General features: G+C 62.4%; 23 protein-coding genes and 1 tRNA gene. 9 read left to right on the top strand and 15 right to left on the bottom strand.

Going from position 1 to position 25,228, the window contains the following annotated elements; translation table 11 throughout:
* Positions 1-8 precede the first annotated feature (8 nt).
* Together lpdA and AAC640_RS04870 are read left to right on the top strand one after the other, a co-directional pair.
* Positions 9-1,424: a dihydrolipoyl dehydrogenase gene (lpdA, locus tag AAC640_RS04875; RefSeq protein ID WP_340264986.1), complete on the top strand. Its 1,416-nt coding sequence runs from the start codon at positions 9-11 to the stop codon at positions 1,422-1,424.
* Positions 1,402-2,028 (top strand): phosphatase PAP2 family protein, encoded by a 627-nt coding sequence (locus AAC640_RS04870; protein ID WP_340264985.1) that lies wholly within the window; start codon positions 1,402-1,404, stop codon positions 2,026-2,028. The genes lpdA and AAC640_RS04870 overlap by 23 nt, the downstream gene beginning before the upstream one ends.
* A gap of 6 nt (positions 2,029-2,034) precedes the next feature.
* On the opposite strand, the gene AAC640_RS04865 is transcribed toward AAC640_RS04870, so the two are convergent.
* The 11 genes from AAC640_RS04865 to AAC640_RS04815 all read right to left on the bottom strand — a co-directional run bounded on the left by AAC640_RS04865 (position 2,035) and on the right by AAC640_RS04815 (position 11,326).
* A complete protein-coding gene (locus AAC640_RS04865) occupies positions 2,035-3,483 on the bottom strand; it encodes a DUF2142 domain-containing protein (RefSeq protein ID WP_340264984.1) in 1,449 nt (482 codons plus the stop codon).
* Positions 3,484-3,642: 159 nt separating this feature from the next.
* Positions 3,643-4,590 carry a hemolysin family protein gene (locus AAC640_RS04860; RefSeq protein ID WP_340264983.1) on the bottom strand — a complete coding sequence of 316 codons (948 nt, stop codon included), beginning with the start codon at positions 4,588-4,590 and terminating at the stop codon, positions 3,643-3,645.
* Between the two features lie 81 nt (positions 4,591-4,671).
* Positions 4,672-5,172 (bottom strand): rRNA maturation RNase YbeY, encoded by a 501-nt coding sequence (ybeY, locus tag AAC640_RS04855; protein ID WP_340264982.1) that lies wholly within the window; start codon positions 5,170-5,172, stop codon positions 4,672-4,674.
* A 32-nt stretch (positions 5,173-5,204) separates the two neighbouring features.
* Entirely contained in the window at positions 5,205-6,209 is a 1,005-nt protein-coding gene (locus AAC640_RS04850; protein ID WP_340264981.1) for a PhoH family protein, read from the bottom strand.
* Positions 6,210-6,331: 122 nt separating this feature from the next.
* Entirely contained in the window at positions 6,332-7,678 is a 1,347-nt protein-coding gene (gene miaB / locus AAC640_RS04845; RefSeq protein ID WP_340264980.1) for a tRNA (N6-isopentenyl adenosine(37)-C2)-methylthiotransferase MiaB, read from the bottom strand.
* Positions 7,679-7,687: 9 nt separating this feature from the next.
* On the bottom strand, positions 7,688-8,446 hold the full coding sequence (locus tag AAC640_RS04840) for a lysophospholipid acyltransferase family protein (RefSeq protein ID WP_340264979.1): 759 nt from the start codon (positions 8,444-8,446) through the stop codon (positions 7,688-7,690).
* A 5-nt stretch (positions 8,447-8,451) separates the two neighbouring features.
* Positions 8,452-8,874 carry a Fur family transcriptional regulator gene (locus tag AAC640_RS04835; protein ID WP_340264978.1) on the bottom strand — a complete coding sequence of 141 codons (423 nt, stop codon included), beginning with the start codon at positions 8,872-8,874 and terminating at the stop codon, positions 8,452-8,454.
* 124 nt (positions 8,875-8,998) lie between these two features.
* A complete protein-coding gene (locus AAC640_RS04830; protein ID WP_340264977.1) occupies positions 8,999-9,421 on the bottom strand; it encodes a Ros/MucR family transcriptional regulator in 423 nt (140 codons plus the stop codon).
* A gap of 114 nt (positions 9,422-9,535) precedes the next feature.
* Positions 9,536-10,015 carry a GNAT family N-acetyltransferase gene (locus tag AAC640_RS04825; protein WP_340264976.1) on the bottom strand — a complete coding sequence of 160 codons (480 nt, stop codon included), beginning with the start codon at positions 10,013-10,015 and terminating at the stop codon, positions 9,536-9,538.
* A complete protein-coding gene (gene tsaB / locus AAC640_RS04820) occupies positions 10,012-10,653 on the bottom strand; it encodes a tRNA (adenosine(37)-N6)-threonylcarbamoyltransferase complex dimerization subunit type 1 TsaB (protein ID WP_340264975.1) in 642 nt (213 codons plus the stop codon). Before tsaB ends, AAC640_RS04825 begins: the two co-directional genes overlap by 4 nt.
* 100 nt (positions 10,654-10,753) lie before the next feature.
* A complete protein-coding gene (locus AAC640_RS04815) occupies positions 10,754-11,326 on the bottom strand; it encodes a NifU family protein (RefSeq protein ID WP_340264974.1) in 573 nt (190 codons plus the stop codon).
* A 113-nt stretch (positions 11,327-11,439) separates the two neighbouring features.
* On the opposite strand from AAC640_RS04815, the gene AAC640_RS04810 reads away from it, so the two are divergent.
* The 3 genes from AAC640_RS04810 to AAC640_RS04800 all read left to right on the top strand — a co-directional run bounded on the left by AAC640_RS04810 (position 11,440) and on the right by AAC640_RS04800 (position 16,569).
* Complete coding sequence (locus tag AAC640_RS04810) at positions 11,440-11,910, top strand: pyridoxamine 5'-phosphate oxidase family protein (RefSeq protein ID WP_340264973.1); 471 nt, start codon at positions 11,440-11,442, stop codon at positions 11,908-11,910.
* Positions 11,911-12,205: 295 nt separating this feature from the next.
* Positions 12,206-13,579 carry a DEAD/DEAH box helicase gene (locus AAC640_RS04805; protein WP_340264972.1) on the top strand — a complete coding sequence of 458 codons (1,374 nt, stop codon included), beginning with the start codon at positions 12,206-12,208 and terminating at the stop codon, positions 13,577-13,579.
* A 92-nt stretch (positions 13,580-13,671) separates the two neighbouring features.
* Positions 13,672-16,569, top strand: a complete 2,898-nt coding sequence (locus AAC640_RS04800) for a M16 family metallopeptidase (protein WP_340264971.1) — start codon at positions 13,672-13,674, stop codon at positions 16,567-16,569.
* Between the two features lie 42 nt (positions 16,570-16,611).
* On the opposite strand, the gene AAC640_RS04795 is transcribed toward AAC640_RS04800, so the two are convergent.
* Positions 16,612-17,217, bottom strand: coding sequence for a TetR/AcrR family transcriptional regulator (locus tag AAC640_RS04795; RefSeq protein WP_340264970.1), 606 nt, complete (start codon positions 17,215-17,217; stop codon positions 16,612-16,614).
* 109 nt (positions 17,218-17,326) lie between these two features.
* Here AAC640_RS04795 and AAC640_RS04790 point away from each other — a divergent pair, with 109 nt between their 5' ends.
* The 4 genes from AAC640_RS04790 to AAC640_RS04775 all read left to right on the top strand — a co-directional run bounded on the left by AAC640_RS04790 (position 17,327) and on the right by AAC640_RS04775 (position 23,816).
* A complete protein-coding gene (locus AAC640_RS04790) occupies positions 17,327-18,475 on the top strand; it encodes an efflux RND transporter periplasmic adaptor subunit (RefSeq protein WP_340264969.1) in 1,149 nt (382 codons plus the stop codon).
* Between the two features lie 3 nt (positions 18,476-18,478).
* On the top strand, positions 18,479-21,628 hold the full coding sequence (locus AAC640_RS04785) for an efflux RND transporter permease subunit (protein ID WP_340264968.1): 3,150 nt from the start codon (positions 18,479-18,481) through the stop codon (positions 21,626-21,628).
* 5 nt (positions 21,629-21,633) lie between these two features.
* On the top strand, positions 21,634-23,052 hold the full coding sequence (locus tag AAC640_RS04780) for an efflux transporter outer membrane subunit (RefSeq protein ID WP_340264967.1): 1,419 nt from the start codon (positions 21,634-21,636) through the stop codon (positions 23,050-23,052).
* A 386-nt stretch (positions 23,053-23,438) separates the two neighbouring features.
* A complete protein-coding gene (locus tag AAC640_RS04775) occupies positions 23,439-23,816 on the top strand; it encodes a response regulator (RefSeq protein WP_340264966.1) in 378 nt (125 codons plus the stop codon).
* Positions 23,817-23,924: 108 nt separating this feature from the next.
* On the opposite strand, the gene AAC640_RS04770 is transcribed toward AAC640_RS04775, so the two are convergent.
* From AAC640_RS04770 to nth, 3 genes are all read right to left on the bottom strand, one after another.
* Positions 23,925-24,001 (bottom strand) — tRNA-Arg (locus AAC640_RS04770).
* A 72-nt stretch (positions 24,002-24,073) separates the two neighbouring features.
* Complete coding sequence (locus tag AAC640_RS04765; protein ID WP_422794954.1) at positions 24,074-24,463, bottom strand: hypothetical protein; 390 nt, start codon at positions 24,461-24,463, stop codon at positions 24,074-24,076.
* A gap of 102 nt (positions 24,464-24,565) precedes the next feature.
* On the bottom strand, positions 24,566-25,228 hold the full coding sequence (nth, locus tag AAC640_RS04760) for an endonuclease III (RefSeq protein ID WP_340264965.1): 663 nt from the start codon (positions 25,226-25,228) through the stop codon (positions 24,566-24,568).

Below are 25,228 nucleotides of genomic sequence, written 5' to 3'. Positions count from 1 at the left end.
TCTGACCAATGGCAGAGAATTACGACCTTATCGTTCTGGGTTCCGGGCCGGGCGGCTATGTCGCCGCCATTCGTGCGGCTCAACTGGGGCTGAAGACCGCGATCGTCGAGCGCGAGAATCTGGGCGGCATCTGCCTCAACTGGGGCTGCATTCCGACCAAGGCGCTGCTGCGTTCGGCCGAAATCTTCCACTATATGCAGCATGCCAAGGACTATGGCCTCGCCGCCGAAAAGATCAGTGCGGACATCGCAGCCGTCGTGCAGCGCTCGCGCGGCGTCGCCAAGCAGCTCAATCAGGGCGTCACGCACCTGATGAAGAAGAACAAGATCACGGTCCACATGGGCCAGGGCAAGCTGACCGGCCAGGGCAAGCTCACCGTCACGGCCGACGGCAAGACCGAGGAACTGGCCGCCAAGCATATCATCATCGCGACGGGCGCGCGCGCGCGCGATCTGCCCGGACTCAAGGCCGACGGCAAGCGCGTCTGGACCTATCGCCATGCCATGACGCCGCCGGAAATGCCGACCAAGCTTCTGGTCGTCGGATCTGGGGCGATCGGCATCGAATTCGCCAGCTTCTACAACGACATGGGCGCCGATGTCACCGTCGTCGAAATGATGGACCGGGTCGTGCCGGTGGAGGATGCGGATGTGTCCGCCTTCCTCGAAAAGGCGATCAAGAAGCAGGGCATGAATGTCATGACCGGCGCGAGGATCGAAAAGATCGCGACCAGCGATACCGGCGTCACCGCCACCATCAAGGACAAGTCCGGCAAGGCGGTCGAGGCCGAATTCAGCCATGTCATCGTCGCTATCGGCATCGTTCCCAATGTCGAAAATCTCGGGCTTGAGGATGTCGGCGTCGAACCGGACAAGCGCTACCATATTAAGATCGACGAATATTGCCGCACCAATGTCGAAGGCGTCTGGGCTATCGGCGACGTGACAGGCCCGCCATGGCTCGCGCACAAGGCCAGCCATGAAGGCGTCATCGCCGCCGAGGCGATCGCCCAGGCGCTCGGCAACAGCGACGTGCATCCCCATCCGATGGACGTGCGCAACATCCCCGGCTGCACCTATTGCCATCCGCAGATCGCCTCCGTCGGCCTCACCGAAGCCAGCGCGTGGGAAGCCGGCTATGACGTCAAGGTCGGCATGTTCCCCTTCATCGGCAATGGCAAGGCGATCGCGCTGGGTGAGGCGGAAGGCTTCACCAAGACGGTGTTCGATGCTAAAACCGGCGAACTGCTGGGCGCACACATGATCGGGGCCGAAGTGACCGAAATGATCCAGGGCTTCACGATCGGCAAGACGCTGGAAACGACCGAAGCCGAACTGATGCACACCGTCTTCCCGCATCCCACCATTTCGGAATCGATGCACGAAAGTGTCCTCGCGGCCTATGGGCGCGCGCTCCACATCTGAACAGCGCCGCTGGCACCGGGGCGCGGGGGTGTTCGCCCTCGCGCTCCTGTGCGTATTTGCTATCGCGCTGCTTCAACGCAATGGTGCGCTCGATCGCTGGAATGTCGCCGGGATGACGCTGGCTGGAACGCTTCGCGACAGGGCGAGCGCCGTGACCGCCATCATGGAAGGCGCCACGATTGTCGGAGACAATCTCGGCCGCTCCATCATCGTGGGTCTTTCGCTTGTCGGCCTCCTATGGTCCGGCAGGCGGGCGGCAGCGCGGTGGCTGGCGCCCGTCATGGCGGGGGGCACCTTGCTGAACCTCGGTCTCAAGCAGGTGTTCGCCGCACCACGACCGGAACTTCTGCCCCATCTCGACATCGTCCACAGCTACAGTTTTCCCAGCGGCCATGCCGCGGGCAACATGATGCTGTTCGGCGCGCTGGCGTTGCTGGCGGACGATCCGGTCGCTTATGTCGCGGCGGCCCTCGCCATAGCCGTAATCGGCATAAGCAGGATCTGGTTGGGCGTTCATTGGCCCAGCGATGTGCTGGCCGGATGGATAGAGGGCTTCGGCTGGCTCGCCTTGTGCCTGTCATGGAAACCCCAAACCAGGCTTTGATCTGCCTCAATCGGACCAGCGGGGCGACGGCAGCAGCATCGCGTCTCGCAGTCGTTCATGCGGCGGCATCCCGTCGCTTGTGATGAACCCGTGGATCCAGAAGCTGTCGAACGCACTCGCCATCGCCACCAGCAGCAACAGCGGGGCGGCAAAAGCGAATAGCGGCCGCGCGGCCCTGATCCCGCGCTCGGGCATCAGCGCCATCAGCGCCAGAGGCAGCAGCGGAATGAAATAGCGCCCCTGGGTCCCCTGAATATAGTCGGCGGCATAGGGCGTCCCCGTCAGGTACATCGCCGTTTCGATCAGCAGTCCGCAACCGATAACGATTGTCAGCCACCAGAGCCGCTGCCCCAGTGTAATCCGCGCGCCCGACCCGCTCATGACTGCCGCCGCCAGCATCAGCAGCGCCAGCGGATAGGCGGCGAGTGGCAGCAAGATCGCGTTCCAGCCGAAGCGGCCGACGATCTGCACGGCATAGACGGGACCGCGTTCCACCGGGCTGGCGAATAGCACCCGCAGATAGGCCAATGGGTCCGCCGCAATGACGCCAAGCTGCGCCGACAGCGGCGCCGTCCACATCGTTTCGCCGGTCTTGCGCGACATGATGTGATACAGCGCCGGCGTCCCGCCCGACATCTTCATCCAGACGACAAAGGCGCCAGCGCCTGCGATCATGGCGCCCAGCAGCAGCCAGGGCCTTGGGTCGCGCCGCCCCTCTGGCCAGCGCAGCCCCGCCGCGATCAGCGGCAGATAGACGCCCTTCGCCAGTGCCAGCAGCGGTGCAAGGGTCAGCAGCAGGACGGAACGACCGGAGGTCGCGCCTATGAAAGCGATCCGCAACGCCATCGCCAGGCCGATAAATCCCAGTCCATTAATGACCGCGTCGGGAGAGAGCGATCCGGTCTGATAGCAGAAGGTCGGCAGCAGCGCCGTCGCCAGCAGGGCATTGCGCCCGAACGGTATGATCAGGATTGCCGCCGCGAGCAGCGCCAAACCCGCCAGTGCGTTGGCGACGCGCCCGGTGTAGAAGCTTCCCAGCCGGGGGAGGCCGATCGCATCGCCCAGCTTCAGCCCGGCCGCGCCAGGCGCATAGAGGGTGGGCGCGTAACTGGCGACGTTCGGGAATTCGGCAAAGACCGCCCCCGTCCTGCCCGCATCAGCGGACCATGACTTCCGCAGCATGGGCCAGTCGAACCGCCGCGTCGTCGGCGCCACGTCGGTCGGGAAATCCACTGCATGCAGATCGACGGCAGTGCGCGGCAGGCTCGCGCCGATCAGCCCCTGCCGCTGCTCCGCCAGCAGCCGTCCTTCCGACAGCAGCAATGCCTTCATATAATGCTGGTTTTCGTCCGGCGCCTGGAAGGGTGGCGTCATGACCGCAAAGGCAAGCGTGGCGAAGCAGATCAGCGCCAACAGCCAGCGCTGCATTGGGTCCACGGCCACCGAAAAGGGCATGGACGGGCCGCTGGTCGTCGAAACTGCTATTCGTTCGTGCCGCACGATGCGCTGAAACCCCTGCCGCCCCGGGCGCGGGGCAGCGACACCTTATGCTCCAGCCCTTAAGATTCGCCTTCACCGCCACCCTTGCACCCAGTGCACTCGAGCGCCGCGGCGTCACTCATCCTCTTCGGTCCCCCGGTCCGACGGCGGATGCAGCCGCAGCCGGGTAACACGCCGCCCGTCGCTGCTCACCACTTCCAGCTTCCAGCCGCTTTGCGGATGCTCCAGAATTTCGCCCGCCTCGGGCACCCGCCCGGCGAGCACGAAGGCCAGGCCGCCCAGCGTATCGACATCCTCTTCGACCTCGGCCAGCCGCTCGTCGATGTCCTTGCCCACATCGTCCAGTTCGGCGCGCGCATCGGCTTCCCACAGACCGTGATCGAGCGGGACGAGCAGCGCTTCTGGCGCCTCGTCATGCTCGTCCTCGACCTCGCCGACGATCTCCTCGACCAGATCCTCGAACGTCAGCAGCCCTTCGGTGCCAGAATATTCGTCCAGCACGATGGCAAGATGGGTGCGCTTGGCCCGCATCTCCGCAAGCAGGTCCAGAGCGCCCATGCTTTCCGGCACGTAGAGCGGCTGGCGGATCAATGGGGCGATGCTGTCGGGGACGGGCGCCTTGCCGGCCAGGATCGCGAAGGCATCGCGAATGTGGATCATGCCCACGATCGTGTCGAGCGTGTCGCGATACACCGGAATGCGGCTGTGCCCCGCCTCGGCGAACAGTGCAGCGAGGTCGGCAAAGCTCGCCTTCTCCTCTATGGCGACGATGTCCGCGCGCGGCACGGCGACATCGTCGACCGTATGCTCGGAAAAATGGAGAAGATTGCGCACCATCTGCCGCTCGATCGCCGACAGGTCGCCGCTGGCGGGCGAGGGCGCGTCCTGATCCTGCGCATCCTCGTCATATTCGTCCAGCGCTTCTTCCAGTTCACGCCGAAGGCTGTGGCCCTCTTCCTCGCCGAACAGGAGCGATTTCAGGCCGCTCCATAAACCGCCCTCGTTGCTGCTACTGTCCGATTCCTTTGAACCGTTGCCGTCCTTCGGACTGCCTTCCGCCATCGTTCTTCCTATTCCCCTGTCCGAAGCGTCCTCGAAGCGGATGGTCCCATCCGGCGTCCTGCGAAAACGCGATGTTTCATCCTATCGATCCCCATAGGGGTCGGAAATGCCCAGGCTCAGCAACGACTGTGTTTCCATCGCTTCCATCGCCTCGGCCTCGGCGTCCTCCATATGGTCATATCCCAGCAAATGAAAAGTCCCATGGACGATCAGATGGGCGGCATGATCCGCGACCGAAATGCCCTTTTCCGCCGCTTCGCGGGTGCACACGCCCTCGGCCAGGACGATATCGCCCAGCAGCACCTCGCCGTCGTCGGTGTTGGCGGTCGCCTCCAGCAGGTCCGCCTGCACCAGCGGAAAGGACAGGACGTTGGTCGGCTTGTCCTTGTCGCGGTAGGCGCGGTTGAGGGTGTGGACCTCCTCATCCGAGGTCAGCTTGACCGCGACCTCGTACAGCGCCTCGTCGGCCGCGAAGGACGCGTAGGGGCTGTGCGTGATCGCTGCGACGACGGCCCGCTGGGCGAGCAGCTCCCAGTCGCCGCTCGGCCAGCCCTGTTCGTGCAGAAGGGCAACTTCAATCATGGCGCTTCAATTCCCTACGGCTTTGGCGGGCGTCAGGCATCGGGGCCCTCATAGGCCTGGACGATCCGCCCGACCACCGGATGGCGCACCACATCGCCGATGCCGAAGGGCACGACCGCAATGCCGTCCACGCCCTCCAGCCGCGCGACCGCGTCGGCCAGGCCCGATATGCCCGGCTGCGGCAGGTCGACCTGCCGCGGGTCGCCGCAGATCACCATGCGGCTGCCTTCGCCAAAGCGCGTCAGGAACATCTTCATCTGCGCGACCGTGGTGTTCTGCGCCTCGTCCAGCACGATGAAGGCATTGGCCAGCGTCCGCCCGCGCATGAAGGCGAGCGGCGCGATCTCGATCTCGCCGCTTGCGATCCGGCGCTCGACCTGTTCGGCCGGCAGCGTGTCATACAGCGCGTCGTAGATCGGGCGGAGATAGGGGTCGACCTTCTCCTTCATGTCGCCCGGCAGGAAGCCCAGCCGTTCGCCCGCCTCGACCGCGGGGCGTGACAGGATCAGCCGGTCGACGCTGCCGGTGATGAGCTGGCTCACCGCCTGCGCGACGGCGAGGTAGGTCTTGCCTGTCCCTGCCGGACCCAGCGCAAAGATGATGTCGTTGCTGGTCAGTGCCTCCATATAGGTGACCTGCGTCGCCGATCGCGGGACGATCGTCTTCTTGCGCGTGCGGATCATCACCTTGGGCGGCTCGGCGACATCGTGGCGGATGATGCCATCCAGCGTCGGTTCGGCGGACATGGCGATCACCGCCTCGACCGCGCCGGCATCCACTTCCTGACCCGCGACGATGCGGTTGTAGAGCCCGGTCATCACATCGCGGGCGCGGGCGGCGGCTTCGGCTTCGCCCTCGATCTGCAGCTTGTTGCCACGCGCGGCGATATAGACGCCGAGCCTGTTTTCGATCGCGACCAGATTCTGGTCATATTGGCCGAACAGCGCACCGAGCAGATGCGGCCGGTCGAAAGTGACTTCCAGCCGCGCCCTTTCGGCGATTTCACGCTGGCTGTTCTGATTGGGCTTCCTCGACATTCAGCGGCCTCCCTTGACCATCGCCATACCCGCGTCAGCGGCTATCCATCTCCTCGCGCGTGCGCCTGGCGGACAGGTCGAGAGATGGGTCCCCGTCGTCGCGGGAACGACTGTGCGTTGGTTCAAGCGGCCTTCCTCCTGCCAGGTTGTCCGGCCAGACTGTTGGGGCCGGCGCTGATGATATCGACTTCGACCATGTCGCCGATGACAAGGTCCGGAGCGGTGACGACCACCGACTGCAACCAGGGCGACTTGCCGATCAACTGACCGGGATGTCGCCCCTTGCGTTCAAGCAGGATCGCCGTCCGGCGACCGACCGTCGCGGCGTTGAAGTCCGCCTGATGCCGGTTGATGACCGCCTGTAGCCGGGCGAGCCGCTCGTCCATCACCTCCGCCGGGATCTGGTGATCCATGTCGGCGGCGGGCGTGCCGGGACGCGGGCTGTATTTGAAGCTGTAGCATTGCGCGTACCGCACCTGCTCGACGATCTTGAGCGTATCCTCAAACTCTGCGTCGGTCTCTCCGGGGAAGCCGACGATGAAGTCGCCCGACAGCGCGATGTCGGGCCGCGCCGCGCGCACTCGCTCGATGATCCGCAAATAGCTGTCCGTGTCATGGCTGCGGTTCATCGCCTTGAGGATGCGATCATTGCCCGACTGCACCGGCAGATGGAGGAACGGCATCAACTTGGGTTCTTCCCCATGGGCCGCGATCAGCCCGTCGCTCATGTCATTGGGATGGCTGGTGGTGTAGCGGATGCGCTGCAACGCATCGATCTTCGCCAGTTCCCGGACCAGGCCGTCCATGCCCTGCATCCGGCCCTTGTCATCCTCGCCTGTCCAGGCGTTGACATTCTGCCCCAGCAGCGTGATCTCGCGCACGCCGCCGTCCACCAGGGCCCTCGCCTCATCCAGGATCGCGGACCAGGTCCGGCTGATTTCCGCCCCACGCGTATAGGGCACCACGCAATAGGTGCAGAATTTGTCGCACCCTTCCATGATCGTCAGGAAGGCGGTCGGCCGCGCCTGCTTCGTGCGGGCGGGCAGGGCACCGAATTTGGACGCCAGCGGCATGTCGGTGTCCACGGCCTGCTCGCCCCGTCCGGCCTTGTCGATCAGGTCGGGCAGCCGGTGATAGGCCTGTGGTCCGACGACGATATCGACATTGCGCGCGCGGCGCTGGATTTCACTCCCTTCGGCCTGTGCGACACAGCCGGCGACAGCGATCATCGGGCGCGATCCATCGTCCCGCGTCATCCGGCCGATGTCCGAATAGACCTTGTCCACCGCCTTTTCGCGGATGTGGCAGGTGTTGAGGATGACCAGATCAGCCTCGGCGCCCTCGGCGGCAGGGGTCATGCCGCGAGTCCCCAACATCTCGGCCATGCGTTCGCCGTCATAGACGTTCATCTGGCAGCCGAAGGATTTGACGTGGAATGTGGCCGGGCTGGTGGGGGCGTTACGATTCATGCGATCCAGCTATACAAGGGCAGGCGCCGGAGTGAAAGGCGGCTGGTGCGCCGCCAGGCTCGCGCTGATCCTTTCGCGCGCCAGCGCGGCCAACTGCTTGCGGTCAGGGCATAATGTCGGGTCGAACGGCTCCAGAAAGCGCAGCGTCACCGCCAGCTGCCCCGGCCTTTCCAGTACGCGTTTCATATTCGCGCCCGCCGGTTCGTCGCTGTGCCAGGCGATCTGCGTCGCGGCGGCGCCATAATCGATATGGACCGGCTGGATCATGACCGCGCGCGGCGGCGGCAGCAGCACCGCCAGCAGCGATGGCTTGAACGGCAGCAGGTCCCGCCCGTCGCCGGTCGTTCCTTCCGGGAACAGCGCGACCGGTTGATGGCCGGCAAGCGCTCTTCGCAAGGCGTGGATCTGCCCCGCCAGCGCACCGCGCCGGTCGCGGGCCACGAACAGCGTATTGTTCTGCGCCGCCAGCCAGCCGACGACGGGCCAGCCGGCGATTCCGTCATGCGCGACGAAGGCAGCGCCGGTCGCGCCGCCCAGCGCCAATATGTCAACCCAGCTGACATGATTGGCGATGATGAAACTGTCGCCATGAAAGGGATGACCCTCGATGCGAACGCGCGCGCCGACCGCGCGCGCCGCCAGCGCCAGGAATCGGGGAGGCCACGGGGATCGGCGGCCCATGGCGCGCCAGAGCAGATGCGGGATCAGGCAGATCAGCAGGCTCGCGGCCAACGCCGCCAGGCGAAGGATCCGGCGAAGCCTTGGCAAAGGGTTCAGTTCTTCCGGTCGATCGACACGCCGTACAATTCCATCCGGTGGTCGACCAATCTGAAGCCCAGTCGCTCGGCGATCTGCTTTTGCAACTGCTCCAGTTCCGGGTCGACGAATTCGATCACATTGCCGGTCTCGACGTCGATCAGATGATCGTGATGCGCTTCGGGCGCGGCTTCGTAGCGCGCGCGGCCGTCGCCGAAATCATGTCGCTCCAATATGCCCGCTTCCTCGAACAGGCGGACGGTGCGATAGACGGTGGCAATCGAAATGCCAGGATCGACTGCGGCGGAACGGCGGTGCAGTTCCTCCACATCGGGATGGTCAGTCGCATCACTCAGGACCTGAGCGATCACGCGGCGCTGCTCGGTGATACGCAGGCCCTTTTCGTGGCAAAGGGCTTCTACGTCGATCTTGCGGTTCATGCGGCTTCGCTCATTTCGATGGGAGTGTCAGCTTTAAGAAAAGGCCTAGCGGCTTTTCGCAAAGCATAAAAGGGGCGCATCGCCAATGCGCCCCCTATCATGATGGATTGTCGGAATATTGCGATTATTTCGCGCGGGTGCGACGGCGCTTCGTGCCGAGGCCGATCTTCTTGGCCAGCGACCGGCGCTGTTCGGCATAGTTGGGGGCAACCATGGGATAATCCGCCGGCAGGCCCCATTTGGCGCGATAATCGTCGGGCGTCATCTGATAATGGGTCATCAGGTGGCGCTTCAGCATCTTGAGCTTCTTGCCGTCTTCGAGGCAGATGATGTAATCCGGCTTGATCGAAGAGCGCACCGACACGGCTGGTTCCGGCTTTACTTCCGGCGCGCTGACCGGATTGGCCAAGCCGGCAAGAGCGGCATGCACATTCTGGATCAGGGACGCCACGTCGGACACGGCAACGCTGTTATTTGATACGTGCGCCGCGACGATATCGGACGTCAAAGTAATGAGAAGTTCGCTCTGCGCTGATTCGATTTCCATTTTCTTGTTTCCTGCGAAGGCTGATTTTACTGCGACCCGCCCAGGGAAGATTATTTCAGGAGCGGTACATCCCGATTATACCGGCAACTTCCGCTTGGCAAGGCTTGATGCAGACTAACTGGCTATTTCTAAGCGAAAGCTCAGTGCGTCATGAAGTTGTCCATCATTCCCCCGGTAGTAACCGGGTCGACGATGAACATATTCAAATCCGATATTTTCATAGAGATTTATCGCTGTATTGGACGAACGGACTTCCAAATTCATCGATCTGATGCCCAGGCGCCGCGCTGTCTTGAGGCTGTCGAGCAACAATGTCCGGCCGATGCCGCGCCCGCGCCACAGCGGATGCACCGCCAGCAGCAACAGTTCGCATTCGTCAAGCACTGACCGGACCAGCGAGAAGCCGAGCGGTGCGGCATCCAGTCGCGCGATCGTCAGCCACGTTCCGGGCATCGTCATGACGCCCGCCAACTGCGCCAGCGTCCACGCCTCGCCATAGGCGGGGTCGAAAGCTTCCGTCATGACGTCCATGGCGTCCGCCAACGCGTTGCGTTCGCCTTCTTCGACCGTGTCGAGGGTCAGGCCGGCCATCATCGGCGAACGGGGGCGGTCATCGGCCGCGCGTCGGCATCCCGGCAGTAAATCGGGGATGGCGCCAGGGCGGCGAGCGATGCGATCAGCGGATAATCGGCGGAATCGGGATAGAGGCTGACGGCGGCGCCATGTCCGCGCGCCGTAACGAACGCCTCGGCGCCCGTGCCGTAGACAGTCGCATGATCGAGCTGGGCCGCAAGGGTGAGAATGGGGGTGGAGGCGGGGGCGGAGAGGGGCGTCAGCCCGTCCGCCTCGAAACATTGCCAGAACAGTTCGCCATGTCCTCCCGTTATTGTCACGGCGATCGGTGCGCCATGACCCATTCCCCCGTCGTCCGCGCGGGCCGCCCTGGCCGCGATCAGCGACAATGCGCCATAGCCATGCACGGGGATCGACCAGGCGAGAGCAAGGGCGCGCGCCGCCGCGATGCCGATCCGCACGCCGGTAAAGCTGCCGGGTCCCACATCAACGGCGATGGCATCCGCCCGGCCGCCGCCTGGCAAAGCGGCGATGGCCGGCATCAACGCTTCGGCATGGCCGCGACCCACAACTTCATGCACATGGCCCAGCGGCACGCCGTTATCCAGCAATGCCACGGACAGCGCCTGCGTCGCTGTGTCGATGACCAGAATGCGCAACAACGTCCCCTGTGACTGTCCGCTGTGACTGTCCGCTGCGGACCATGATCCCAGCGGTTAGTCGATCATCGCCGATTTGCCAAATAGCGCCCCGGAAAAATCAGACCGCCCGGACTTCCGTCACTTCGGGCACATAATGTTTCAGCAACTGCTCGATCCCGTTCTTCAACGTCGCGGTGGACGAAGGGCAGCCGGCGCAGGCGCCATGCATCCGCAGATAGACGGTGCCCTTGTCGAAGCCGCGATAGACGATGTCGCCGCCGTCATTGGCAACGGCGGGGCGGACGCGCGTGTCGATCAGGTCGCGAATCTGCGCGACGATTTCGGCGTCCTCGGGATCATCGGCGAACTCCTCTTCTTCGGGGACGGTGATCTCGGCCGCCGAACCCTGGGCAAACAGAGGCATGTTCGCGGAAAAATGCTCCAGCAGGATGGACAGTATGTCGGGCTTCACATCGCTCCACTGGGCGCCCGGCGCGATCGTCACCGAAATGAAGTCGCCGCCAAAGAAAACGCCGGTCACGTCGCCCAGCGTGAAAAGTGCCGCCGCCAGCGGCGATGCCTCCGCTTCCTCGGGGCTTGCGAAGTCGCGGGTGCCCATTCCCATGACCACTCGGCCGGGAATGAATTTGACGGTCGCCGGGTTGGGCGTTGGCTCGGTCTCGATCAGCATGGCCGCTATGTGGCGAGAAGGCTGCTTGAGATCAAGCTTTCGTGATAAGATGATGCGGAACTTCGGTGGATGCTGTCAATTGAGTCCCTTTTTGCACGCGCAGGAGAAAGAGGATGAGCAACGAGTCCGATACCCGTCATCGCTTCTGGACTGAATTGGCGCAAAGCCCTTTCCTGATGGTGGGCCTCGTGGGATCGCATGAGCATAGCCTGCCGATGACCGCTCAGCTCGACCCGGGCGCCAATCACTGCTTCTGGTTCTATGCCAGCAAGGATAATCGGCTCGCCGCGGGCGGCCCGGCGATGGCGCAATTTGTGGGCAAGGGCCATTATCTCTTCGCCTGTGTGGATGGAACGCTGGTGGTGGAAACGGATCCTGCCGTCATCGACCGTTATTGGACGCATGAAGTCGCCGCCTGGTATCCGGGCGGACGGCAGGACCCCAATCTGCTGATGCTCCGGTTTGAGCTGGGCCATGCCGAAATCTGGCGTGCCGACATGTCGCTGGGCGGTGTGTTCAAGCAGATGTTCGGGGGCGATGTCCGCGAGGAAATGCGCGGCAAGCATGTAGAAGTGCCGCTCTGACGCGCTCTCCCTGGCACCGAAATCATGGCGGCTCCGGTCTTTCGGCTGGAGCCGCTTGCTTTTTGCGTGCATTGCAAGCATATGCGGCGCAGCGCAGCAGCGGCCCTTGTGGCCTCTAGCGATTGGCAGCGTGATCGTCCCGGCCCTTTTCAGGGGTGGCGGGGCCGGCCAATGAAAGTCTGCGTCAAGCTTTGAGGCTTCCCTATTCACGCGGGTCGTTTCGCAACCCGCCTTGCGTCCAGTTGCAAAACGCAACCCGTTGACGCTTGAGCCTTTTCTTTTCGAGAGTTCATTCATGCAATTTACCGACCTTGGCCTCGCCGAGCCCATTCTGAAGGCGCTCGCCGCCAAGAAATATACCTCGCCGACGCCTATCCAGACTCAGGCCATCCCGGTCTTGCTGCAGGGCAAGGACCTGTGCGGCATCGCCCAGACGGGGACCGGCAAGACGGCCGCCTTCGCGCTGCCCAGCCTCGACTTTTTCGCCCGCAATCCCAAGCAGACGCCGCTCCAGGGCTGTCGCATGCTGGTGCTGTCGCCCACCCGCGAACTGGCTGCCCAGATCGCGCAGAGCTTCCGCGACTATGGCCGCTTCATGAAGCTGTCCGTCGAAGTCGTCTTCGGCGGCGTGCCGATCAATCGCCAGATTCGCGCACTCAGCCGGGGCGTCGACATCGTCGTCGCCACGCCCGGCCGTCTGCTCGACCTGATCGACCAGCGCGCCTTCACCGTCAAGGACACGGAAATTTTCGTGCTCGACGAAGCCGACCAGATGATGGACATGGGCTTCATCCATTCCCTGAAGCGCATCGCCAAGTTGCTGCCCAAGGCGCGGCAGAACCTGTTCTTTTCGGCAACGATGCCGGGCGAGATCGAGGCGCTGGCCAGCCAGTTCCTGCATGATCCGGTAAAGGTCAGCGTCGCGCCCCAGTCCACAACGGCGGAGCGCGTGCGCCAGCAGGCGACCTTCGTCAATCAGGCGGAAAAGCAGGCTCTGCTCACCCTGACGATCAAGAATGAGGACATCGACCGCGCGCTGATCTTCACCCGCACCAAGCATGGAGCCGACCGCGTGGTCCGCTTCCTGGAAGGCGCGGGCATCCAGGCCGCCGCGATCCACGGTAACAAGAGCCAGGGCCAGCGGACCGCCGCGCTCCAGGCATTCCGCCAGGGCCATGTCAAGCTGCTGGTGGCAACCGACATTGCCGCCCGCGGCATCGACGTGTCGGGCGTCAGCCATGTCATCAATTTCGAGCTGCCCAACGTCGCCGAGCAATATGTCCATCGCATCGGCCGTACTGCGCGTGCGGGGGCTGACGGTATCGCTATAAGCTTCGTCGCGGACGATGAACGGCCCTATCTGAAGGCAATCGAGAGGACCACCAAGGTCAAGCTCGACATCGTGCCGCTTCCCGACGATTTCGTGGAGGCCGTGCGCAACCTTCCCAAGCCGGCGCCGCCGCGCAAGGGACGCGAACAGACACCCGAGCAAAAGGCGAAGCGCACCGACGGGCAGCGCCGCTATCAGGACCAGCAGAAGCAACAGCGCGGCACCGCTGAACGGGCGCACCGCCCCGAAGGCGAGCAGCCGGCGAAGAAACCTTTCCGTCGCCGCCGCAACGGCGTCGGCGCGCACAAGGCCGCCGTGCAAAAGATCGGCGGGCGTTAAGCGAGCAATCGGCTGATCCGGCGGGACGAACGCCTTTTCATTCGTCCCGCTTTGTCAGTAGCCATTCAGGAATTTCGCTTTAGGCTGGGGTCATGACCCCTTCCTTCCGGCGCACCGCCGTCTCGCTCTCCATTGTCGCCCTGCTGCTTTCGGGATCGCCCTTGCCTCTGGCGGCGCGCACCGATCCGGCCACGACGGCTTCGCCTGCGGCCACCGGTTTCACTCAGCCGCAGGTTCGGCCGTGGCTGTACGAGAATAGCGATGTGCCGATCGACCCGGCGTGGCGTTTCGGCACGCTGCCTAACGGCCTTCGCTACGCGATTCGGCGTAATGGGGTGCCGCCCGGCCAGGTTTCAGTGCGGCTGCGTATCGACGCGGGATCACTGATGGAGAAGCCCGACGAGTTGGGCTACGCGCATTTCATGGAGCATCTGACGTTCCGCGGATCGCGCCATGTGCCCGATGGCGAATCCAAACGCATCTGGCAGCGGCTCGGCGTGACATTCGGCAGCGACAGTAACGCGCAGACGACACCGACCGGCACCACTTATGCCCTGGACCTGCCACAGGCGACAGAGGCAAGTCTTGGCGAAAGCCTCAAGATCCTGGCCGGGATGATGACCGATCCCAACATCATCGACAGTGCCGTGGAGGCGGAGCGGGCCGTCGTGCTCGCAGAGCGGCGCGAGGGCGATGGGCCGCAGATGCGCATCTCCGACGTTACCCGCCGTCACTTTTTCGCTGGCCAGCCCCTGGCCGATCACAGTCCCATCGGCACTGTGGAGACGCTCAATGCCGCCACTGCCTCGCGAATGGAGGCTTTTCATCAGCGCTGGTATCGTCCCGAAAATGCCGTGATTTCGATTGCGGGGGACATGGATCCTGCCCTGGTTGAGCAGCTTGTGAAGGATAATTTCGCCTCCTGGAGCGTGCCGGGGAAGGGGGCGCCTCTGCCCGATTTCGGAACACCCGATCCCAAGGCGCCTGCCACCGCCGTCGCTGTCGAACCCGGCGCGCCGACGGGGCTGACGCTCGCCTGGCTGCGGCCGTGGAAACCGCATGCAGACACAATCGTCTACAATCAGGACAAGCTGACCGACATGCTGGCCTTGCAGATCATCAGCCGCCGGCTGGAACAGGCGGCGCGAGGTTCCAGCAGTTTCCTTCAGGCCGGTGTGGACCAGCAGGACGTCAGCCGTTCTGCCGACGGCACCTTCGTCACCATAGTGCCGACGGGTGAGAACTGGGAAAAGGCGCTGACCGACGTGCGCGCCATCATAGAAGATGCGAAAGCCAATCCGCCGAGCCAGCAGGAAATCGACCGCGAATACGCACAGATGGATACAGCACTGTCCATCCAGGTCGAAAACGCCGATACCGAGGCCGGAGCCAAGCAGGCCAGCGATCTTGTGAGTGCGGTCGACATCCGCGAAACGACGGTCAGTCCGCAGGCGGCGGTCGACATCTTTCGCTCGGGCAGACCGGCAATGACTCCCCAGAAGATTCTGGATTCCACCCGGCGGCTCTTCTCGGCGGGCGTTTTCCGTGCCTTGCTGGTTACGGGCAGGCCGCAATCGGGCATGGAGACTAAGTTGTCGCAGGCTGTGGCAGCTCCGGTCCGGGCTGCCGCGAACGCTCGCCTCGCCGAAAAAACCGTGACTATGGCAGACCTGCCCAAGCTCGGCCCTCCGGGCGAGGTCATCTCTCGCCAACCGGTTGGTTTGCCGGGGATGGAAAGCATTACCTTCGCCAATGGCGTGAAGCTGACGCTCTTTCCCAATGACGCCGAAACGGAAAAGGTCCGCGTCAATGTGCGTTTCGGTCACGGCCAGCAGGCATTCTCTCCGACGCGGCCCGCGCCCAGTTGGGCCGCCAACTATGCTCTTGTGGCGAGCGGCATCGGGAAGTTGGGTCAACGCGAACTGGACGACCTGACCAACGGGCGCCGGATGGGAATGGATTTCTCGATCGATGACGACGCCTTCGAACTGCAGGCCATCACGCGTCCGGCTGATTACAAGGATCAACTTCAGCTCTTTGCCACCAAGCTGCTGGCACCCGGCTGGGATCCTGCACCGATAGAGCGCGTCAAGAGCGGCGCGAGCCTGGCCTATGATGCGATGTCGCGCGCGCCTGACTCGGTGCTCGCCCGCGATCTTGCCTGGCTTCTGCGCGATAAGGACGTGCGCTTTCGCACGCCTTCACGCGCGGAGATCGAAGCGCTGACGCCGCTGGCGTTTCGCGCAACGTGGGAACCTTTGCTCGCGTCTGGACCGATTGAGGTGCAGATATTCGGCCAAGTTAAGCCAGACGATGCGATTCAGGCGGTATCGGCGACTTTCGGGGCGCTGCCGCCGCGCGCGAATGATCCCGTCCCAGCTTCAAAGAGGGTGATCCACTTTCCGGCGCACGTCGAAACTCCTGTTATACTGCGTCATCAAGGTGACAAAGAACAGGCCGCCGCCGTCATGGCCTGGCCCACGGCTGGCGGCTTCGCGCTCACCAAGGAAGCGCGTCAGCTGGAAATCCTGACGCAGATCTTCAACGATCGGCTGTTCGACAGGCTTCGGTCGACCGAAGGGGCGGCCTATTCCCCCAGCGTCCAGAATAGCTGGCCATTTTCCTATGACGGCGGCGGCTATATCCTCGTCACCAGCCAGGTGCGTCCCGATCGCATCAAATTTTTCTATGGGGTCATAAAAGACACCGCTGCCGATCTGGCCCGCAATCCAGTGAGCGCGGACGAACTGCAGCGCGCGGTTGCGCCAATGCGGCAGTTGCTGATGCGCGCCGGGACGGGGAATGCCTTCTGGATGAACCAGATGGAAGGCTCAAGCTTCGATCCGCGCTATGTGCAGGCGATGCAGACCATGGCACAGGATATGCTGACCGTTACTCCTGCCGACATACAGGCGCTGGCGGCCAAATATCTGGTGCCGGGCAAGAGCTGGTCAGCAGTCGTTCTTCCAGAGGGTGTCGAGGCACGCTGACACGTTGCATCGCGGTCGCTGACCTTCTGTGATGGGCGCAGTTCAGGCGATTCCCCGCAATGCAGCGACGATCATCCGCGCGGCTCCCTTCGCTGTCCTATCCGCGCTCAGTTCCGGCTGCGCGAGAGTGCGATGCCCGAGTCCGAACATGCTCGCGAGAATAAGCTCCTCCGCAGCGGCCAGGTCGTCGCCGGAGAGGCGAGGGTTCGCGACGCGTGCGAACTCGCGCATGGTCTGGCGCAGCCGGTTACACAATGATGAAATGGTCTCACCAACCCTGGGATTGCGAAAGGCTTCTGCAAGGATGTCGAAGGAAAGCGCCTCATCCCCCTCGTCGGTAACGTTAAGGAATAGCGCTTCGAAAGTCTGTTCGATGCTACACTGGCCGGTCTTCAGCCGATCGCAAAGCTGGCAGATCATGTGGTCACGCATCACCGCATCAACCTCCACGATGGCGCTGATGATGTCGTCTTTGCTGTTGAAGCTGCGATAGATTAATCCGACGGACACCTGCGCGGCTGTCGCTACCTCCGCAACGGACGTCTGATGGAAACCTTTCCGGCTGAACAGCGTTCGGGCGGCTTCCAGGATGCGGTCCCTGCTTGCTCTTTCATGTTGCGCCGCACTCAAAACTTTCCACTCCTTCATTTTTATCCTTGAACTCACAGTGGCAGCTTCCTACTTCCGAGGCAAGCGGAATGAACGTTCATTCCGTTCAAACTGTCTAAGCTATGTAATTCGGGTGGAGCATCGGGTGATGCAAAAGGGGTTTATCGTCGGGCTGCTTGCCTGTGTGTCGACGCTGACGCTGGCTGGATGCGGCAAGCATGAGCCTCCGCCTCCGCCTCCTCCGGCGGTGGGTGTTGTGACGCTGAAGGTCGAATCCGCTCCGCTGGTCAGCGAGCTTCCGGGCAGGATTTCCGCTATGGAAACGGCCGAAGTCCGTCCTCAAATCAATGGCGTCATCCGCCGTAGGCTGTTCGCGGAAGGAAGTTATGTCCGGGCGGGGCAGCTACTGTATGAGATCGAAGATGCGCCTTATCGGGCCGCACTCGCCCAGGCGCAGGGCGGCCTTGCCCGCGCGCAGGCGGCCATCCGCGCGACCGCCCTCCAGGCACAGCGCTACCGCGAATTGGTGGGCATCAATGCTGTCAGCCGGCAGGAGGCAGACAATGCAGCGGCATCTGCTTCCCAGGCTCGAGCCGATGTTGCGGCGCAGCGTGCGACGGTTCAGGCAGCCCAGGTAAATCAGAATTTCACTCGCATCCGCGCTCCGATCGCCGGGCGGATTGGACGGTCCCTCTTCACACCGGGCGCTCTGGTCCAGGCAGGCCAGGCGGAGGCTCTGGCAACGATTCAGCGGACCGATCACGTCTATGTCGACGTCACTCAGTCCGCCGCGCAGCTCCTGAGCTTTCGTCAGGCCCTCAGGGAAGGAGGGGTGAGCGAGGCGCAGGGCGCGCGCGTGCAATTGCTCCTGCCCAACGGCAGCATCTATCCCAGCGAAGGTCGATTGCAATTTTCCGAAGTGACGGTCGATCCGAGTTCCGGCGCCGTTACGCTGCGCGCGACGTTCCCCAATCCTGACGGTTTGCTTTTGCCTGGCATGTATGTGCGCGCGAAAGTCAAGGAAGGCGAGCGCCAGTCAGTGATACTGGCGCCGCAGCAGGGCATCAGCCGCGATCCGAGGGGGCGGGCGACCGCGCTGGTCGTGGATGCCCGCAACAGGGTGGAACTGCGTCAGGTCGAAACCGATCGCGCATTGGGTGACAAGTGGGTCGTGACCAAGGGGCTGAAGGCGGGCGACCGACTGATCGTCGAGGGGTTGATGAATCTCAAGCCGGGCACGCCGGTCCGGCCACGAGCGCCTCAGCAGGTCACACGTCCCCAAGCAGGGAAGCGCTGATCGATGGCACGCTATTTTATCGACCGGCCCATTTTTGCATGGGTCATCGCCATCGTGATCATGCTGGCGGGCCTTCTGGCCTTGCGGCAACTGCCCGTCGCACAATTTCCGGCCATCGCTCCCCCTGCGGTGACGATCAGCACCACCTATCCCGGTGCGAACGCCCGCACCCTGGAAAGTACGACAACGCAGATTATCGAACAGCAGCTCAAGGGCATCGACAATCTGCGATATTTCTCCTCGGCGAGCGATTCTGCCGGGAACCTGACGATTACCCTGACCTTTGAGCAGGGCACCGATGCGGATATCGCGCAGGTCCAGGTGCAGAACAAGTTGGCGCAAGCGACGCCGCTGTTGCCTCAGGAGGTGCAGCAGCAAGGCCTGCGTGTCACCAAGTCGACATCGACCTTCCTGATGGTAATGAGCGTCTATGCCGACGACGGCATCCACGACCAGCAGGATGCCGGTGATTTTGTCGCTTCCACGCTTCAGGATCCTCTCAGCCGCCTCAGCGGCGTCGGTGATACGCAGTTGCTGGGCGCCCCTTACGCGATGCGCATCTGGCTCGACCCGTTCAAGATGGCGAATCTTGGCGTCACCGCGGGCGATGTCAAAGCCGCAATACGCACCCAGAACGCGCAGGTGTCAGCCGGGCAGATCGGCGGAACGCCGACGGTCAGGGGGCAGGCCCTCAATGCCACCGTGACGGCGCAGTCGCGGCTCAATACTCCAGAACAATTTCGCCAGATCCTGCTCCGCAGCAATCCTGACGGATCGGTGGTGCGGCTGGAAGATGTCGCCAGGGTGGAGCTGGGCGCGGATAATTACGGCTTTAACGCGAAATTCAATGGTCATCCGGCAGCGGGATTCGGCATAAAGCTGGCTCCCGGAGCCAATGCGCTCGACACGGTGCAAGCCGTCAAGAGCCGAATGGCCGAATTGTCGAAGACTTTCCCCTCGTGGGTCAAATATGACTTCCCGGTCGACAATTCGACCTATGTCAAGCTGTCGGTTGAGCAGGTGCTCCATACGCTGCTGGAAGCGGTACTTCTGGTGTTCGTCGTCATGTTCCTGTTCCTGCAGAACTGGCGAGCGACGCTGATCCCCACGATCGCCGTTCCGGTCGTGTTGCTGGGCTCACTGGCGGTACTGTACGCAGCGGGCTTCACCATCAACACGCTGACGCTTTTCGGCATGGTGCTTGCCATCGGGCTGCTGGTCGACGACGCGATTGTGGTCGTCGAGAATGTCGAGCGTATCATTCAGGAGGAAGGCCTATCTCCCAAAGAAGCCGCGAAGAAGTCCATGGACGAGATCAGCGGCGCACTTATCGGTATTGGCTTGGTCTTGTCGGCGGTCTTCCTGCCCATGGCCTTCTTTGGCGGTTCGACCGGGGTGATTTTCCGCCAGTTTTCGATCACTATCGTGTCGTCAATGGCGCTGTCGGTCCTGGTCGCACTCATCCTCACTCCCGCGCTCTGCGCCACGATCCTCAAGCCGCGGAGCGAGGATCACGGACAAAGGACGGGCTTTTTCGGATGGTTCAACCGCACCTTCGATCGCGGCGTGGACCGATATGGACGAGGGGTGGAAAAAGTCGAAAGGCGCTGGGGGCGTACAATGCTGGTCTATGGCTTGGTCACGCTTGGCGTTGGTCTGCTATTCCTGCGCCTGCCTGGCGGCTTCCTGCCAGACGAGGACCAGGGCAGCCTGATTAATCTGGTGTCGCTGCCAGCGGGTACCAGCATGGAGGAAACAGACCGCACGCTCTCCAAGGTCCGCGATTTCTACCTCAAGGATGAAAAGAAGAATGCGCGAGCCGTGTTTACGATCGCCGGCTTCAGCTTCGCGGGGCAGGGTCAAAACACCGGCCTGGCGTTCGTTCGCATGCGTGACTGGTCTGAACGCAAGGGCAAGGAGAATTCCGTGTCGGCGATAGCCCAGCGCGCCAACCAGTATTTCCGCCAGCTCGGAACGGGCATGATAGTCGCGATAGTGCCGCCGGCCGTGCAGGAATTGGGCAACGCTTCGGGGTTCGATTTCCAGCTCGTCGATCGCGTTGGCATGGGCCATGACGCTCTGCTTCAGGCGCGGAACCAATTGCTGGGCATGGCCGCTGCGGACAAGAGGTTGGCGCAGGTTCGTCCGAATGGACTGGACGACACCCCCCAGCTCAAGCTCAACATCGACCAGGCCGCTGCCGGGGCGCTCGGTATCGCCCAAGCCGATGTAAACGACGCGATCGCGACGGCGATGGGCAGCTCTTATGTCAACGATTTCGTCGACCGGGACAGGGTAAAGCGCGTCTACGTCCAGGCTGATGCGCCATTCCGAACCTCTCCAGATTCGATAGGCGCGTTGCATGTGCGAGGCAGCGGCGGCGTCATGGCCCCCATCGCTTCTTTCGCCAACACGGAATGGACTTATGGGCCGGCCAAGTTGGAACGCTATAACGGTATATCGTCGATGCAGATTCAGGGCGCGCCAGCGCCTGGCGTCAGCACAGGTGAAGCGATGGCCGCGATGGAGGAGCATGCGAGCAAGCTGCCTGCGGGATTCGGCTTTGAATGGAACGGCATTTCCTACGAGGAAAAAATGTCCGGCGGACAGGCCCCCGCGCTTTACGCCCTGTCGATGCTGATCGTTTTCCTGTGTCTTGCCGCCTTGTACGAAAGTTGGTCCGTGCCGATAGCCGTATTGTTGGTGGTTCCGCTGGGTATTGTGGGATCGCTGATCGCTGCCGCTCTGGTAGGGCTCAACAACGACATCTATCTGCAGGTGGGCCTCATCACCACCATCGGCGTGTCGGCGAAGAATGCCATTCTGATCGTCGAATTTGCCGAAGAAAAGATGCGGGAAGGCATGCCCGCAGCGCGGGCCGCGTTTGAAGCGGGCAAGCTGCGTCTGCGGCCGATCCTTATGACCAGCTTCGCGTTCATCTTCGGCGTGCTGCCGCTGGCCGTCGCCAAGGGAGCGGGTGCAGGGGGACAGCATGCGATCGGCTGGTCGGTGGTCGGCGGAATGCTGTCGGCGACCATATTGGCGATATTCTTCGTCCCGGTTTTCTTCACCGTGGTGAAGCGTCTGTTCCGCGAAGCGGATGCTGTTCCACAGGCAACAGCATCGACATCTGTTGGCCCGATTGAGGCATGAAAGATATGCGCAACCTGAAACGCTCATCGGTAGTAGCGTCGCTGCTCATGCTCGCAGCCTGCGACATGGCGCCCAAATATGTGCGACCTGTGCCGCCAGTGCCGGCGTCCAGTCCCTCCGGTCCGGCTTATTCTGCCGCGACGGTTGTTGAACCCGCGATCGTGCCTGCGGACACGGCATGGCGTGATTTCTTCACCGATCCGCGCCTCGCGCGAGTGATTGAAACGGCGTTGGGCGAGAATCGCGACTTGCGCATCGCGCTCGCCAATGTCGAGCAGGCGCGAGCGCTATATCGCGTGCAGCGCGCGGATCTGCTTCCGACGGTCAACGGCGGTGCAAGCGCTACCTATCAGAAAACGCCGTTCGCGCAGCAGCAAGGCGGTGGAGGCGCAGGCCGCCAGGACATATACACCGCATCGGTTGGCATTTCCGCCTGGGAAGTTGATCTTTTCGGGAGGGTTCGCAACATGGCAAGGTCAGCCCAGGAGCAATATTTCTCTTCCGTAGAGAATCGTAATGCGGCCCAGACGGCGCTGATCGCAGAAGTGGCTTCCGCATGGCTCACGCTAGCCGCTGACCAAGACAGGCTGAGGATCGCTCGAGATCTCGCGAATGTGTTCGGCCAGACGCTGGAATTGACCCGCGCGCGATTTGCTAAAGGCGTCGCTTCGGAGTTGGAAGTGCGTCAGGCGCAAACAAGCTATGACCAGGCTCGATCAGATATTGCCGCAGCCACAACACTGGTCGCGCAGGACCAGAATGCGCTAAATCTACTAGTCGGGACAACCGTCCCTGCGGAAAACCTGCCCGATGCAATGCCTGACGGCGACGTAACACTCAGCAATCTGCCGGCCGACCTTTCATCTTCACTGCTGCTGCGGCGGCCGGATATCGCAGCGGCCGAACATCAGCTGCGCGCAGCCAACGCCGATATCGGGGCCGCGCGTGCCGCTTTCTTCCCGACCATATCGTTGACGGCTGCGTTCGGCACGGCCAGCCTTGGATTGTCTAATCTGTTCAGTGGGGGGAGCCAGAACTGGTCGGTCGCCCCATCCGCTCGCCTACCGATTTTCGATTTCGGCAGAAATCAAGCGAATCTGCGCTACGCCCGCGCCAGCTACGACGCCATGCTGGCCACCTACGAAAAGAGCATCCAGACCGGATTCCGCGAAGTTGCGGATGCTCTGGCGCGGCGCGGAACGATGGCTTCTCAGCTGGAAGCACAGACATCTCTCCGCGATGCCGCCCGGATTGGATATCGACTTTCGGAAGCGCGCTTCCGCGCCGGCGTGGATGCCTTCCTGACTACGCTTGATGCGCAGCGGACGCTCTACAACGCGGAACAATCGTTACTGGCCACACGGTTGGCACGCGCGGCTAACATGGTCGAACTCTACCGCACCATGGGAGGCGGACTAAAATAAAGGCCGAACTTGAAGCCCAAGGGGGAATGAGCGCTGCTAATGGACGCGCGCTGACGCGCTATTTCGGCGCCCATCGAAACGGCACGGAGCCGCGAGATGGTGAGGAGTCGCGCTTTCCGTCTGAATTTGTACAACCTGATTGTGATGTCGCCTTGTTGTGCGAGCGACCGAGCCACACTATCGTCCAGGCGCGATAACTAAAGGAGCGGGTTCAGTGTTGCTCGGTCCTAAATCTAGATCAGAGCGGCGCACTGCGGCTTTTATCTACACTGGTGTAGGCAATTCGGACCGGCTTTGTCCTCGCCTGGAACTGCGCTCCGCTGGGCGGGGAACAGACCGCCTGTGAAGCTGACGAGGTTGCACGCTGAGCGCATGAGGAGAGGGCGTTGAACGCGGAACTGCTGGGCAAGACTATCCTCGTGGTGGAAGATGAATTCTTCATAGCCAAGGAAATCAAGCAGGTGCTTGTTGAAGCGGGTGCGGTGATCATCGGGCCCGTGGGAGATGTTGGCAGCGGACTGGCTGTGGCGCGAACGGCAACGCTGGATTTCGCCGTTCTGGATGTCAACCTAAACGGCGAAGCATGTTTCGCGATAGCTGACAGTTTGACCGACCGTGGCGTCCCCTATCTGTTCCTTACCGGTTATGATGGCTGGGCTCTTCCGGACGCCTACCGTGAAGTTCGATGTATTCCCAAGCCTTTCGGGGCCGAACAATTGGTCGCTGCCATCCAACAATCGTCCCAATCGGGCGGGAAGGCATGACAGACAGGGAGAGCTCGGCTTCAGAGAAAGAAACGACCCGGGACAGGGAGATAAAGCCACCTGCAAGCCAAATTGTCAAAATCCGGTCCAGGGATCAAATTTCGGCAATGGCGCACCCAAGAGGATTCGAACCTCTGGCCTTTGCCTTCGGAGGGCAACGCTCTATCCAGCTGAGCTATGGGTGCATGTCGTTAGTGCGAAGCGCCGCTTAGCAAAGGCAAACCGCCGGCGCCAGCACCAATCGCGACATGTCGAAACTATTTCACCTTGGCCATTGGCTGGAACTTGCCCAAGCCGCAGCTAGCGCCACGGGAAAGGTTTGGTGAATCGTAGAGCACCGTGATGATGTCCACGGAACAGAGTTCCGACAGGCTGGTCTTGTACATGAAACGTCGTTCGAATCCCAAGCTAGGACAGCTGTTAGGCAGCGTGTTGCGATAGACCTTATTTCCACTCATGATGAAATCGATCGTTCGGTCGTCGCGTACTTCGGTATTGCGGATCTGCACGATCTGGACACAATCCACAGGCTTTCCGGCAGGCACCAGTCTATCGGCCGTTGGCTTGGCGATGACGGGCGCGGCGATGCCCATCAATCCGGCAGCCACAACCATGCGGACGATCTTGCCGAAAACGGGGGCGGACATGTTAGACTCTCCTCAATGACTGCTATTGGTACCACGCCGCCAAAGGGCGGTTCCCGTCCTCTTTAACACATCTCGGCTGAACGGCAGGATAATGAATGACCGCTAATCGGGGGCCTGCGCCCCCGACCGGGGCGCTGCTGTCTTGGGTTTGTAGCGACACAGGTCCGCAATAGGACAGCGCCAACATTCCGGCCGCCGCGCCTTGCAAATATAGCGGCCAAGCAGGATCAACCAGTGGTGCGCGTCTCGGCGGAACGGGCCTGGCACGTGCTTTTCCAGCTTCAATTCTACAGAGAGGGGTGTTTTGCCGGGCGCCAGACCGGTGCGATTGCCGACGCGAAAAATATGGGTGTCGACCGCGAAGGTCTCCGCGCCAAAAGCGGTGTTCATCACTACATTGGCTGTCTTGCGACCGACGCCTGGCAGGGTCTGCAAAATGTCGCGATCGCGCGGCACTTCGCCGCCGAAGTCGCGAACCAGAATCTCCGACAAGGCGATGACATTCTTTGCCTTGGCATTGAACAGGCCGATGGTCCTGATGTGCGACTTCAACCCTTCTTCGCCCAGTGCCAACATCGCTGCGGGAGTCCGCACGTCGCGGAACAGTGCTCGCGTTGCCTTGTTGACGCCAGTGTCGGTTGCCTGTGCCGACAGGACCACTGCCACAAGCAGTTGATAGTCGTTACCATATTCCAGTTCCGTGCGCGGCGAGGGATTAGCTTCTGCCAATCGGCTGAAAAGCTCGAATATCTGGTCCTTTTTCAT

It is taken from the genome of Sphingobium mellinum (assembly GCF_037860795.1).
Lineage (GTDB): Bacteria > Pseudomonadota > Alphaproteobacteria > Sphingomonadales > Sphingomonadaceae > Sphingobium > Sphingobium mellinum.
This window is presented reverse-complemented; position numbering and strand designations above follow the sequence as displayed.